Raw genomic sequence first — 12,562 nt, forward strand, 5'->3', positions numbered from 1 at the left:
GTTCTGCCGCGGCGGGGGCGGTTTAGAGGACGCCCATCTCCGCGAGGAGCTCCTCGGGCTCTTCCACGTCGGAGGGGGCCAGCTGCTTCATGACCAGGCCCTTGTCGTTGTCCACGACGGACAGGATGGTGTCGGTGCCCAGGGTGGACCAGCCGACCAGGATATCGCCCTCGTCCTTGACCACGTGCCCGTTGCGCAGGCCGGTCAGCACCTGGGTGGCCTGGGCGGCCTGGGAGGAGGACTTGTAGAACTGGATGGAGCCGATCTCGGCGCCGGTGCAGTTGTAGGAGTCGCGCATGCCCACATCGTCGCAGCTGTCGAACTGGGCGAACAGGGAGCGCGGCGCCAGGCTGGAGAAGATTTCGTAGACATGCGCGACGGACTCCTTGAGCTTTTCGTCGCCGGTGGCCTGCGAGGACTTGGCGGCCGAACTATCGGCCGGCTCAGACTCGTCGGCCGCGGACTCCGAGGCGGATTCCGCGGAACTGGTCGCCGGAGCCTGAGACTCGGTGGACTCCTGGGCCTCGGAGGTCTCAGTCTCCGGGGCCTTGTCCGTTTCGCTGGCGGCCGGGGCGGGATCCGGTTGGGGCTCCTCTTCGGATTGGCCACAGGCGGCCAGGCTCAGCGCGCACAGTCCGGTAGCGGCGGCCAGGCTCACCCGGCGGAAACGGTTGGCAAGACGCACGGGATCAATCTCCTCAAAGAACATCGCGATAGGGGACCAAGCGGGGCCGGGTAAAGCACAGCCCCGTTGCTTACAACTTAAACTACCTCATCCGGGTCCTGCTCCAAGCCATAGCGCAGGGCCGCGAGCACCCCCGGCGCCACGTCGGGGCCGCCGCGCAGCTGGATGTCGTCTTGGGCGAAGGGGCCGGCGGCTTCCAGCTCTTCCTCGGTGGGGCGCAGCTGCAGCAGGGTCAGCTCCACGCCCTCCTCGCGCAGTACGCCGGAATACAGCCGCGCCGGGCGGGCCGGGGCGCCTTCCCCCGCGGCGGCGTCGCAGAACTTGATCTCCTGGGCCAGGACCACGCCTGCCACGTCGTGCGGCCACGCCAGCCGGGAGACGTAGTCGGCCAGTTCCTCGGAACCTGGCTCCAAGTTTTCGGGAAGGTTATCTTGCACGATGAGCGTCAGCGGGGCGTCGTCGTGAGCGCCCAAATCGTCGAGCTGCGCGGCCACTAAATCCGTGGGCACGAGGGCAAAAAGGGTAGGGGCGGCGTCCCACCCTTCGGCGTGGACAAACTCGACGGCCTCCCGCATGGCTTTGTTAAGAGCTGGCTGGGAATTGCTGGGGGAACTCATGAATATCCTTATTCGTTGTCACTTTAGTGCTTGCTTAAACTGGAAGCCTATAACTTTCTATATTCGCACGATAATTGATTGGAGCTGGCGTTGGTTTCAAACCTATCCCAACCCGCTGCCCCTATGAAGCGCCCGCCGCGCGTGCTGGGCTGGATCGTGGGCATCATTGCGATCCTGGTCATCGTGGGCCCGATTTTCGTCGGGCTCTACACGGACTGGAAGTGGTTCGGCGCGATTGACTACCGCGGCGTCTTCACCACGGCCGTCGTCGCCCGCGTCGTCCTCTTCCTCGTCGCGGCGATCTTCTCCGGCCTGGTGGTGGCCCTGGCAGCCCACTTCGTCTGGCGGGGCAGGCCCGACAGCCTGGACGCGGACATGGGGGACCTGAATTCCCCGGTCTACCAGTACCGGCAGTCGATCGAAAAGACCATGAACACGGTCCTGAAGTTCCTGCCCATCCTGATCGGTCTGGCCGCGGGCTTTATCCTCCAGGGCTCCTGGCGGATCGTGCTGTTGTTCTTCAACGGCAACGACTTCGGCGTGCAGGATCCCCAGTTCCACCACGACCTGGGCTTCTACGCCTTCACCCTGCCGGTGGTCCGCCTGGTGGTCAGCTCGCTGAGCGTGCTCGCCGTGGTGGCCTTCCTGATCGCCCTCATCGGCCACTACGTGCTGGGCGGCATCCGCTTCGGCAACCAGGCCGCAGGCGTGAAGGGCCAGGTCTCCAAGCCGGCCCGCGTCCAGCTGGCCGTGACTGCCGGCATCTGGATGCTGCTGCAGGTCGCCGGATACTGGCTGGACCGCTACGACCTGCTGACCAATACCAACGAGCTGTTTACCGGTGCCTCCTACACCGATATCAACGCCTACCTGCCGTTGAAGATCATCCTCATGGTCATTGGCGTCTTCGTCGCCATCGCCTTCTTCGCCGCCGTGGTGATCAAGGACCTGCGCATCCCCGGCCTGGCCGTGGTGCTGATGCTGGTGTCCTCCCTGGTCATTGGCAACGGCTGGCCGCTGCTGATGGAGCAGTTCTCCGTCCAGCCGAACCGGCAGATGAAGGAAGCCGAATCAATCGAGCGCAACATCGCGTCCACGCGCTTTGCCTACGGGATTACGGATGATGACGTTGACTACGTCGAAAACTGGGGCGCCGAGGAGGTCCCGGACGCCAAGGTCGCCAAGGACGAGGAGACCATCAACAACCTGCGTCTGCTGGACCCGGACATCCTGAGTGAGACCTTCACCCAGATGCAGCAGCTGAAGAACTTCTACGGCTTCCCGGAGACCCTGGCCATGGACCGCTACGAGGTAGACGGGCAGCTGCGCGACTTCGTGGTCGCCGCCCGTGAGCTGGACCCGAACGCCCTGCAGGAAAACCAGCAGGACTGGCTGAACCGCCACACGGTCTACACCCACGGCAACGGCTTCATCGCGGCCGAGGCCAACAAGGTCGATGAGGTCGCCCGCGACGCCGGCTCCTCCCGCGGTGGTTTCCCGGTCTTCACGGTCTCCGAGCTGGATACCCAGGAGGCTGAGGAGGACCGCGAGGGCGAGGTCCGCGACGCCGAGGAGGAGCTGGGTATTAACGTCCAGCAGCCGCGCGTCTACTACGGCCCGGTCATCGCTTCCGCGGATGACGGTCTGGACTACGCCATCGTCGGCCAGACCGGCGATCGCCCGGTCGAATACGACACGGACTCCAGCACCTTCACCTACGACGGCCAGGGCGGCGTCGATATCGGCAACATCGTCGACCGCACCATCTACGCGGCGAAGTACCGCGAGCTGAACTTCCTGCTGTCCGACCGCGTGGGCTCCGAGTCCAAGATCCTCTACGACCGCGACCCGCGCGAGCGCGTGGAGAAGGTCGCGCCGTGGCTGACCACGGATTCCTCGACCTACCCGGCCGTTATCGACGGCAAGATCAAGTGGATTGTCGACGGCTACACCACGCTGGAGGCCCTGCCGTACTCGCAGCGCACCACCCTGTCGGAGACCACCCAGGACGCGCTGAACCCAGACGGGACCACCCAGCGTCTCATCAACGACCAGGTGGGCTACATCCGTAACTCGGTCAAGGCCGTGGTGGATGCCTACGACGGCACCGTGGACCTCTACGAGTTTGACACCGAGGACCCGGTCCTGAAGGCCTGGGAGGGCGTCTTCCCGGACGTCGTGAAGCCGGAGTCGGAGATCTCCGACGAGCTGCGCGAGCACTTCCGCTACCCGGAGGACATGTTCAAGGTCCAGCGCGACATGCTGGCCCGCTACCACGTCGATGACCCGGGCGTGTTCTTCAACAACGACGCCTTCTGGTCCGTGCCGGAAGACCCGTCCGCGGCCGAGGGTGCCCAGGCCAAGGATCAGCCGCCGTACTACGTGATGGCCCGCGATCCGCAGTCGGAGGAAGCCAGCTTCCAGTTGACCACCACCTACCGTGGTCTGCGCCGCCAGTTCCTCTCGGCGCACATGACGGCAACCTCCGACCCGCAGAACTACGGCAAGATCACCGTGCGCGTGCTGCCGACGGACACGCAGACCCAGGGCCCGAAGCAGGCCCAGGACGCGATGATGTCCTCTGACCAGGTCGCCCGCGACCGCTCCCTGTGGGAGGGCACCAACGAGCTGGAGAACGGCAACCTGCTGGCCCTGCCGGTCGGCGGGGGAGAGATCCTCTACCTGGAGCCGATCTACTCCAAGCGCGCCGACCAGGAATCCGCGTTCCCGAAGCTGCTGCGCGTGCTGATTTCCTACAAGGGCCGCGTGGGCTACGCCCCGACGATTAGTGAGGCCCTGGAACAGGTCGGCATCGACCCAGAGGCCGCCCAGGACATCGAGGAAGTCGACGGCCGCGGCGGCTCGGGCGACAAGCCGGACGCGGATAGCTCCGGCGACGACAAGGGCCAGGAGGCTTCCACCTCCGACCCGGCCAGCGCCCCGGCGGATAGCGCTGCTGGCGATGCCATCTCCGGCATCAACGACGCCCTCAAGGGTATCGAGGACGCCCGCGGCGGCTCCCACGAAGAGTACGGCCGCGCCCTCGACAAGCTGGACGAGGCCGTCAAGCGCTACCAGGACGCCGAGAACCAGTAACGAGGTTCGATGCCACCGCGCCCACCCGGTCCCCGCACCCCGGCCAATATGCCGCGTGCGCTGGGGATTTGGGTGGGCGCATTACTGTCTGTATAGTTACAGGAGTCGCCGGCACAGAAGGGACACAATAAGAACCCGCTGTGGCAGGCGCAGATGTTAGAAGTCATCTCGACGCGGGGTGGAGCAGCTCGGTAGCTCGCTGGGCTCATAACCCAGAGGTCGTCGGTTCGAATCCGGCCCCCGCTACCAACTTCTTAGTCCCTCCAGCTTAGGCTGGGGGGACTTCATTGATCTCGAGGGGCACCGCGGGAAAGCAGATTTGTTCTGTTTAAGACAAAATAATCTGCAGTTGTGTAGAGCCCATTGAGCAACCAAGAAATCTCCCAGGCTTGACGCAACCGAAACACGTGGTATGAATACCTTTTATCCCACTGACGGGCGGATAGAAGCTCCGGATTGGTTAAGGTCATCGATCCCCAATTTCGAAGACATTGCCGGTCGATGAATCCTGGATTTCTGCATCTGTAGAGTAAGGATTGAAAGCTCTATGTGGATACGTATTGAACAGATCGATATTGGACGGTTGGCGGTGAAGCTGACCACCGCGTTGGACAAATGGATTGCTCCCGAAAATAGTTACCAAAATAGGGTTCGGTTAAGCCCCTTGCTAATAATGCAGCATTCCTCTCATTTCGACCTGGTGCTCGGGCTTAATGTTGTTTCACTAAAAAGTACCGCACTTGTAGGGTACGAAGCTGGTTACGAGCGCTATAAATGGTCATCGAGATTTTATGAGGGCATCGCTGAGTCCATTGTTTTTGACACGCTGGCTGGTGACTATCCAATAAAGAAGGCAAACTTTTCCGCGCCGGATAGAATTACCTGGGTAGGAGGGGAGGATGCGGAACGGGGAAAACCTCAATCCATAAGTGGATTTCTTGACTACTACCAAGACCTGAATGCCGAAGCCAAGAAACGGATCTGGATTAACTGGGCTCTCCTATTGGGTAAGACCTGGTAGTGTCAGGGCTGAAGTGGTGGGGTATCCTCTGGCGCTCATCATCAACGACGCCCCCCGACACCAACCTGATCACCCTGGAGAAGATCACCATCACCAACATGGGCACCGGCGAGTTCAGCCGCACCGGCGACATCGTTCAGCTCCGTTTACTCGGCACCAAGCCCGTCCCGAAGGACAGCAAGATCCATGACCAGGCAATCAGAGGTATGGAGTCGAGTCTCTGGGCCTCCGATGAACAGCTAGATCGCGTCCGATATTGGGAGGCTACAGGCCATAATAGGCCGAACCTGCCCATCGTTACCATCGAGGCCGACCCCAACCGTCCGAAGGTCAACTCCGACGGGGAACTGCAGGGATACATGTGGGGTACCATCGACAACAACTCCACCAACTACTTCTACAGCAGTGTGGCGATTGCTGACGGTTACAGCTACTTCTACATGGACCCTGACGAAAAGCCGTTGAAGTACGCGCAGCTGCTCTACAACACAGAAGAGAAGACCGCCAAGGACCACAGTATCATCTTCGCCGCCGACATGCTCCAGTCCCGTGACGGCAAGAGCCGCCACTAGCAATTAGGTGGAAGGAAGCGCCTCGCGCGTCGTCGGGAAGGTTTGGGGCTTCTTATCACGGGTAGGGGCTCGTGCCGGTTTGATTCCTGATCCCGTGACTGCCATGGACGTTCTCCTGCTCGGTTGTACTGCTTTTCTTGGTCGTGAGGTTGCCCGGCATCTTCTTGCCGGCGGTGATGTTGTTACCTGTCTGGCGCGTGGTTCACGACCGGCGCCTACGTGGATGCCGCGCTGGACCTGTTCGTCCACGGCTCGCACGGGCCCTTGATGGTCGCGGTCTAAAGCTTCCCCGAGGCCTTTGCGGACGAGAAGGTTCAGGCCTCCCATGCCGGCTTCAACGACGTCGTGGATCAGCTGTGCCCGGGCGTATCCGAGCTGGAGTTCTCCCTGCTGAACGCGGCTATCCTGCGCGCAGCCGAGCAGGCAGATGACCCCGGCGTCCAGGAGGAGGCGCTAGCCGCCCTGCAAGCGATGGCGACCGCGCTGGTGCGCTAAACCCGGGGCGGGCAGGGTAGTCCGCTGGGGGTAGGGAAACCCCAAATCACATTGCAATCGTTTGCGTGGATATTCCGCCCAGTTATAGCGTAAGTAGGTGGCGCGTATAAAAAATTCGCGCAGCACGTGCACATAGGCGCGTGCTCCCTGAAGGCTAGGCCTTAAAGGCCAAGGTGAGGTACATGTCGGACTCGGCTACTGGCAATCACCCGGTATACGCGCTCGTCGCCGGTGACTACCGCGCGGAGATCGCCGGAGTAGGCGGCGGCATCAAGGCGCTGACCTACTGCGGCCGCGACCTGGTGGAAACCTACCCGGACGGCGCAGACGCGCCCGCCGCGTGCGGGGTGGTGCTAGCACCCTGGCCGAACCGCACCGAAGATGGCCGGTTTGGCTGGGCGGGCCAGCAGTACCAGCTGCCCATTACCGAGCCGGAGCGCAACAACGCCATCCACGGCTTCGTGCACGATCGCCTCTGGGAATGCGAGTCGGTCGCGGACGGGGACTCGGGCGCGGCGTTGCGGCTGCGCACGGACATCGGTCCGCGGCCCGGCTGGCCGTGGCAGATTCGGCTGACCGCGACCTACCGGCTGGGCACGGACGGCCTTGACGCCGAATACCGGGCGGAGACCGACGGTTGCCCCGCGCCCTTCGCCCTGGGGGCGCACACCTACCTTTCGGCCGGCGGTGACGCTATTGATGACTGCCGCCTCCAGCTGGCCGTCGAAGACAACCTCCCGCTGGGTAGCCGCAATTTGCCCTGCGGGCAGTTGCGTCCGGCAGACGAGGTGCTCCCCGGCATCGCTAGCGGCGTGCCGCTGGCCGCCGCGGGCGCGCTAGGGGAGTGCCGGGATGAGTCCGGAAAGGTGTGGCTCGACCACTGCTTCCGCGGCGCGCACCCGGTAGCGCGCCTGACCCGCCCCGACGGCCACGGCGTGCAGTTGGACCCTGGGCCGGGCGATCGCTCCGGCATGCGCTGGGCCCAGGTCTATACGGCGCCGGACTTCCCGGATTACCGATCGGAGGGCGGCCCCAGCGGGCCGCCGCGCCGGGCCCTGGCGGTAGAACCCATGAGCGCGCCGCCGAACGCGCTGGCCAGCGGGTGCGATATCACCACGCTGCGACCGGGTGCCCCGGCGAGCTTCGCCCTGCGTATCAGCGCTTTTTAACAAATAGAAAGGCAACACTATGGATAGTGTGCAGCAAGCACTACGGCTCGACGCCTCGTGGGTCGACTACCTCTTGGTGGCCGTCTACTTCGCGTTCGTGCTGGGCATCGGCTGGGCCGCCAAGGCCCGCGTGTCCTCCTCCATCGACTTCTTCCTCTCCGGGCGCGGCCTGCCCGCGTGGGTGACCGGCCTGGCGTTCGTCTCCGCGAACCTGGGCGCGGTGGAGATCATCGGCATGTCCGCCAACGGTGTGGAATACGGCTTCCAGACCATGCACTACTTCTGGATAGGCGCGGTCCCGGCGATGGTCTTCCTGGGCATCGTCATGATGCCGTTCTACTACGGCTCCAAGGTCCGCTCCGTGCCGGAGTTCATGCGCAAGCGCTTCGGCAGCGGCGCGCACCTGGTCAACGCCATCTCCTTTGCGCTCGCGCAGCTGCTCATCGCCGGCGTGAACCTCTTCCTGCTGGCCACCATCGTGGAGGCCCTGCTGGGCTGGCCGCAGTGGGTGGCCCTGGTGATCGCCGGCATCATCGTGCTGTCGTATATCTCCCTGGGCGGGCTGTCCGCCGCGATCTACAACGAGGTCCTCCAGTTCTTTGTCATCGTCGCCACCCTGGCGCCGCTGACGATTATCGGCCTGAACCGCGTGGGCGGCTGGGAAGGCCTCAAGGACGCCGTGGCGCAGGAATCCCACTTCCACACCTGGCCGGGCACGGACATCTCCGGCTTCGACTCGCCGTTCTGGTCCGTGGTCGGCATCGTGCTGGGCCTGGGCTTCGTGCTCTCGTTTGGCTACTGGACCACCAACTTCGTCGAGGTCCAGCGCGCCATGGCCTCGGATTCCATCTCCGCCGCCCGCAAGACGCCGATTATCGGCGCCTTCCCGAAGATGTTCATCCCCTTCCTGGTGGTCATCCCCGGCATGGTCGCCTCCGTGCTGGTCGCCGACCTGGTGGAGGGCACCGCCGAGCCGAACGACGCCATCCTGCTGCTCATGCGTGACCTGCTGCCCAACGGCCTGCTGGGCGTGGCCATCGCCGGCCTGCTGGCCTCCTTCATGGCGGGTATGGCCGCGAATATCTCCGCGTTCAACACCGTCATCTCCTACGACATCTGGCAGACCTACGTGGTCAAGGACCGCTCGGACGATTACTACCTGCGGTTCGGCCGCTGGGCGACCGTGGGCGCGACCGTCATCGCGATGTTCACCGCGCTGCTGGCCCGCAACTTCGGCAACATCATGGACTACCTGCAAACGCTCTTCGGCTTCTTCAACGCGCCGCTGTTTGCCACGTTCATCCTGGGCATGTTCTGGAAGCGGATGACCCCGCACGCCGGCTGGTCCGGCCTGACCGCCGGCACGCTGGCCGCCATCGGTTACTGGTACACCGCCAACTTCACCGACGCGACCTCCACGCTGTTCAACCTGCCGGGCCAGGGCACCGCCTTCGTCGCCGCCGGTATCGCCTTTGCCACCGATATCATTGTCTCCGTGGTGGTCACCCTGTTTACCACCCCGAAGCCGGACCACGAGCTGGTGGGCTTCGTCAGCTCCGTCACGCCCAAGGGCCACTTCGAGGACTACACGGAGGCCTCCCTGCCGTGGTACCAGCGCACCGTGCCGCTGGGGATTATCTGCCTGGTCCTCGTCATCGTCCTCAACGTCATCTTCGCCTAGAAAGGGAAGGGGAGTAACTCATCATGTCTTCTTCACCCGTGAGCCAGAAACCTGACTCCACCTCGCCGACCGGCGCCTTCGACCTGCGCAACGTGATCGCGGCACTGCTGGGAATCTACGGCGTGGTGCTCATCGGCTGCTACTTCTTCCTCGACCCGGGCATCGATCCGGAAACCGGGGCGCTCAAGGCGGCCACGGATAACCTGTGGACCGGGCTGGCCCTGCTGGGCACCGCCGTGGTCTTTGCCGCTTGGGCTAAGCTGCGGCCTATCGTGGTAAGCGACGCGTCCGCGGCGCAAGCCGCAGCGGACGCAGAACCTAACCCGAAGCACTAGATACTGATCCCCGGCGGGGAGAGCCTCCCGCCGGCGGCAGCATTTATTTAGGAAACGTCAGGAGAACGACGCATGTCGAAAGCACATGTTTCAGTCACGCAAGCCCAGCTCGCAGACGGCCGGGACATCTTCTATTTCGATGACCGCCCGCACGCCGAGGGCGAGCGCGTGTTGACCGACCCGCGCGACTTGCCGCAGGTGCAGCCGACCTCGGAGATGCGCCGGGACCCGCTGACCGGGGACTGGGTCGCCTTCGCCGCCCACCGCATGAGCCGTACGTTCATGCCGCCGGCCAACGAGAACCCGCTGGCGCCGTCGCGCCCGGGCGGCTTGCCCACGGAGGTCCCGTCGCCGACCTACGACGTCGTGGTCTTTGAAAACCGCTTCCCGTCTTTCTCCCTGACCGCGGAGGCCGGCCCGGATTTTGAGTACGACGTGGACTCGATGGGCCTGGTCCCGCGCCGGCCGGCCCACGCGCGCTGCGAGGTGGTCTGCTTTACCGAGGACGCGCACACCTCCTTCAAGGACCTGCCGGTTGGCCGCATCCGTACCGTCATCGAGGCCTGGGCCCACCGGACGGAGGCCCTGGCCGCCATCGAGGGCGTCCAGCAGGTCTTCCCGTTTGAAAACCGCGGGGAGGAAATCGGCGTGACGCTCCAGCACCCGCACGGGCAGATCTATTCCTACCCGTTCCTCTCGCCCCGGCTGAAGGCGATGGTCAACCGCGCGCGGGAGTACCGCCAGGAAACCGGCGGGGATCTCTTCGCCGACGTGCTAGAGCGCGAGCGCGCCGCCGGCACCCGGATTATCGCTGAGACCGAGCACTTCACCGCCTTCGTTCCGGCCGCGGCCAAGTGGCCGGTCGAGGCGATGGTCATGCCCAACACCCCGGCCCGGGACTTCCGGGATCTCAACGACGCCCAGCGCGACGACCTGGCCGCGTTGCTCAAGAAGCTGTATACCGCGGTGGATGAGTTCTTCGAGGGAGTCGAGCGGACCCCGTACATCGCCGGCTGGAACCTGGCGCCGGTGGACCCGGCCACCTGCGGCACGGTGCGGATGCACCTGCAGCTTTTTTCGCTCATGCGCTCGCCGAACCGCATGAAGTTCCTGGCGGGCTCCGAATCCGCGCAGGGCGTGTGGATCAATGACACCACGCCGGAAGCCATCGCCGCCCGCTTCCAGGAGGTCTGGCCGCGTGACTAAGCTCGACTGGCTGCCGCGCCGCAGCGACGCCGCGCTGGCCGATGCCGCCGAGGACCTCTTTGCTAAGGAGTTTTCCGCCCCGCCGGCCGGGGTGTGGGCCGCGCCGGGCCGGGTCAACCTCATCGGCGAGCACATCGACTACGCCGGCGGGGCCTCCATCCCGTTCGCGCTGGAGCACAACACCGCCGTGGCGGTGGCCCCGCGGACCGACGGGCAGCTGCGCCTGGTCTCCGTGCAGCCGGGCCAGGCCGAACCGACGCGGTGTGAAATCCCGCTGGCGCAGGTAGGCCCCGGCAACCCGGCCAGCTGGGCCGGCTACATCGCCGGCACCGTCTGGGCGGGGCTGGAATCCGGCGCGATTGCTGAGTGCGCGGGCCTGGACATCGCGGTCGTCTCCGACGTACCGGTGGGTTCGGGCCTGTCCAGCTCCGCGGCGCTGGAGTGCTCCGTGGCCGTGGCGGCTTATGAGCTGGCCGCTGGCCGCCAGCCCGACGACGCGGCGCGCAAGGAGCTGGCGCAGGCCTGCATCCGCGCCGAAAACGAGGTGGTGGGTGCTTCCACCGGCGGGCTGGATCAGAACGCGAGCCTGCTGTGCGCCCGCGGCAAGGCCCTGGTCCTGGATTTTGCCACCGGCGCGGTGGAGCGCGTGCCCTTCGACATCCAGGCGCGTGACCTAGTGCTGCTCATCGCGGACACGAACGCCCCGCACACCCTAAGCGACGGGCAGTACGCCTCTCGCCGCGGGCTGATCGACGACGTGCAGCACGCCCTCGCCCCCGGTGATAACGGAACGATTCGTGACATCCAGGCCGCCACGGGCGATGCCGTCGCCGCCGCCCGCTCCTGGGCCGCCGACAACGCGGCTGGGGATCAGGCCCTCGACCCGGATCTCGTGGCCCGCCGCGTGGCGCACGTGGTCGAGGAAACGCAGCGCACCCTGGAGGCCGCCCGCGCCCTGCAGGACGGCGACTTCGACACCTTCCGAGTGCTCATGCGCGATTCCCACGTGAGCCTGCGCGACAAATACGAGGTCACCACCCAGGAGCTCGACCAGGCCTTTAGCGCGGCCGGCGAGGTGGGCGCGCGCATGACCGGCGGCGGCTTCGGCGGCGCGGTCATCGCGCTTATCCCGCGCGACGAGGTCGACGCGACCGCCCACGCGATCGCCGCGGCGGCTGCCGATGCCGGCTTCCCAGAGCCGTCCTTCCTGCTGGCCGAGCCCGGCGCCGGCGCCCGCCGCCTGCGCTAGGCACCAGGAAGCACCGGGCTAGCCCTGCGCCTGGGCGAGCCAGATGCCGATGCCGGCGATGGCGTAGCGGGTGCCGGTATCCAGGGTCGGCTGCAGCGCCGGGTTGAACGCCGGGGAGTGGTTAGCGGGGGCTGCCCCCGTATCCGGGAAACCGCCCCAGCCCCAGTAGCAGTAGGGCACGGACAAAGCGTGCGGGATGATGGGGAAGTCCTCCGAGCCGGTCAGCGGTGCCATGTTGCCGTAGACGGCGTCGGCGCCGAAGAGCTCGGTGAAAGAGTCCACCACCCGCGCGGTGGTGGCCTTGTCGTTGCGCACGGGCGGGACCGCGTCCAGCAGGTCGAACTCGGGCTCGCGCGGGGACTGCGCGGCCAGGCACTCGGCGCGGACAATGCGCTTTATGGCCGCGACTATCTGCTCGGTGGCCTCCGGCGACATC

The 12,562-nt window shown here is 65.2% G+C and carries 12 protein-coding genes and 1 tRNA gene; 10 read left to right on the plus strand and 3 right to left on the minus strand.

Going from position 1 to position 12,562, the window contains the following annotated elements; genetic code table 11:
- Positions 1-22: 22 nt before the first annotated feature.
- Both VVR85_RS06955 and VVR85_RS06960 read right to left on the minus strand, forming a co-directional pair.
- Positions 23-685 carry a beta-N-acetylglucosaminidase gene (locus tag VVR85_RS06955; RefSeq protein ID WP_368520204.1) on the minus strand — a complete coding sequence of 221 codons (663 nt, stop codon included), beginning with the start codon at positions 683-685 and terminating at the stop codon, positions 23-25.
- Between the two features lie 77 nt (positions 686-762).
- Complete coding sequence (locus VVR85_RS06960) at positions 763-1,302, minus strand: PPA1309 family protein (protein ID WP_368520205.1); 540 nt, start codon at positions 1,300-1,302, stop codon at positions 763-765.
- A gap of 123 nt (positions 1,303-1,425) precedes the next feature.
- Between VVR85_RS06960 and VVR85_RS06965 the strand changes: the two genes are divergently transcribed.
- From VVR85_RS06965 to galK, 10 genes are all read left to right on the plus strand, one after another.
- Entirely contained in the window at positions 1,426-4,398 is a 2,973-nt protein-coding gene (locus VVR85_RS06965; protein WP_368520206.1) for a UPF0182 family protein, read from the plus strand.
- 172 nt (positions 4,399-4,570) lie between these two features.
- Positions 4,571-4,647, plus strand: a tRNA-Met gene (locus VVR85_RS06970).
- Between the two features lie 298 nt (positions 4,648-4,945).
- Positions 4,946-5,419 (plus strand): hypothetical protein, encoded by a 474-nt coding sequence (locus VVR85_RS06975; RefSeq protein ID WP_290225215.1) that lies wholly within the window; start codon positions 4,946-4,948, stop codon positions 5,417-5,419.
- Positions 5,419-5,991, plus strand: coding sequence for a hypothetical protein (locus VVR85_RS06980; protein WP_368520207.1), 573 nt, complete (start codon positions 5,419-5,421; stop codon positions 5,989-5,991). Before VVR85_RS06975 ends, VVR85_RS06980 begins: the two co-directional genes overlap by 1 nt.
- Positions 5,992-6,336: 345 nt before the next feature.
- On the plus strand, positions 6,337-6,486 hold the full coding sequence (locus VVR85_RS06985) for a hypothetical protein (RefSeq protein WP_368520208.1): 150 nt from the start codon (positions 6,337-6,339) through the stop codon (positions 6,484-6,486).
- A gap of 182 nt (positions 6,487-6,668) precedes the next feature.
- Positions 6,669-7,655, plus strand: coding sequence for an aldose epimerase (locus VVR85_RS06990; RefSeq protein ID WP_368520209.1), 987 nt, complete (start codon positions 6,669-6,671; stop codon positions 7,653-7,655).
- Between the two features lie 28 nt (positions 7,656-7,683).
- Positions 7,684-9,336, plus strand: coding sequence for a sodium:solute symporter family protein (locus tag VVR85_RS06995; protein WP_368520244.1), 1,653 nt, complete (start codon positions 7,684-7,686; stop codon positions 9,334-9,336).
- A 23-nt stretch (positions 9,337-9,359) separates the two neighbouring features.
- Complete coding sequence (locus VVR85_RS07000; protein ID WP_368520210.1) at positions 9,360-9,671, plus strand: hypothetical protein; 312 nt, start codon at positions 9,360-9,362, stop codon at positions 9,669-9,671.
- A gap of 72 nt (positions 9,672-9,743) precedes the next feature.
- The gene (gene galT / locus VVR85_RS07005) at positions 9,744-10,877 is read left to right on the plus strand and encodes a galactose-1-phosphate uridylyltransferase (RefSeq protein ID WP_368520211.1); all 1,134 of its coding nucleotides are present in this window, start codon (positions 9,744-9,746) and stop codon (positions 10,875-10,877) included.
- On the plus strand, positions 10,870-12,126 hold the full coding sequence (gene galK / locus VVR85_RS07010; RefSeq protein WP_409338186.1) for a galactokinase: 1,257 nt from the start codon (positions 10,870-10,872) through the stop codon (positions 12,124-12,126). The genes galT and galK overlap by 8 nt, the downstream gene beginning before the upstream one ends.
- 18 nt (positions 12,127-12,144) lie before the next feature.
- On the opposite strand, the gene VVR85_RS07015 is transcribed toward galK, so the two are convergent.
- The gene (locus VVR85_RS07015; protein ID WP_368520247.1) at positions 12,145-12,561 is read right to left on the minus strand and encodes a hypothetical protein; all 417 of its coding nucleotides are present in this window, start codon (positions 12,559-12,561) and stop codon (positions 12,145-12,147) included.
- Between the last annotated feature and the right edge of the window lies 1 nt (position 12,562).

Source organism: Corynebacterium sp. LK2590, from assembly GCF_040946105.1.
Lineage (GTDB): Bacteria > Actinomycetota > Actinomycetes > Mycobacteriales > Mycobacteriaceae > Corynebacterium.

What these genes read in the sequence shown, in the direction of transcription:
- VVR85_RS06975 (WP_290225215.1), top strand. Translation starts at nt 4,946, where the DNA reads ATGTGGATACGTATTGAACAGATCGATATTGGACGGTTGGCGGTGAAG.
- VVR85_RS07000 (WP_368520210.1), top strand. Translation starts at nt 9,360, where the DNA reads ATGTCTTCTTCACCCGTGAGCCAGAAACCTGACTCCACCTCGCCGACC.
- VVR85_RS06990 (WP_368520209.1), top strand. Translation starts at nt 6,669, where the DNA reads ATGTCGGACTCGGCTACTGGCAATCACCCGGTATACGCGCTCGTCGCC.
- VVR85_RS07015 (WP_368520247.1), bottom strand. Translation starts at nt 12,561, where the DNA reads ATGTCGCCGGAGGCCACCGAGCAGATAGTCGCGGCCATAAAGCGCATT.
- galT (WP_368520211.1), top strand. Translation starts at nt 9,744, where the DNA reads ATGTCGAAAGCACATGTTTCAGTCACGCAAGCCCAGCTCGCAGACGGC.
- VVR85_RS06960 (WP_368520205.1), bottom strand. Translation starts at nt 1,302, where the DNA reads ATGAGTTCCCCCAGCAATTCCCAGCCAGCTCTTAACAAAGCCATGCGG.
- VVR85_RS06965 (WP_368520206.1), top strand. Translation starts at nt 1,426, where the DNA reads ATGAAGCGCCCGCCGCGCGTGCTGGGCTGGATCGTGGGCATCATTGCG.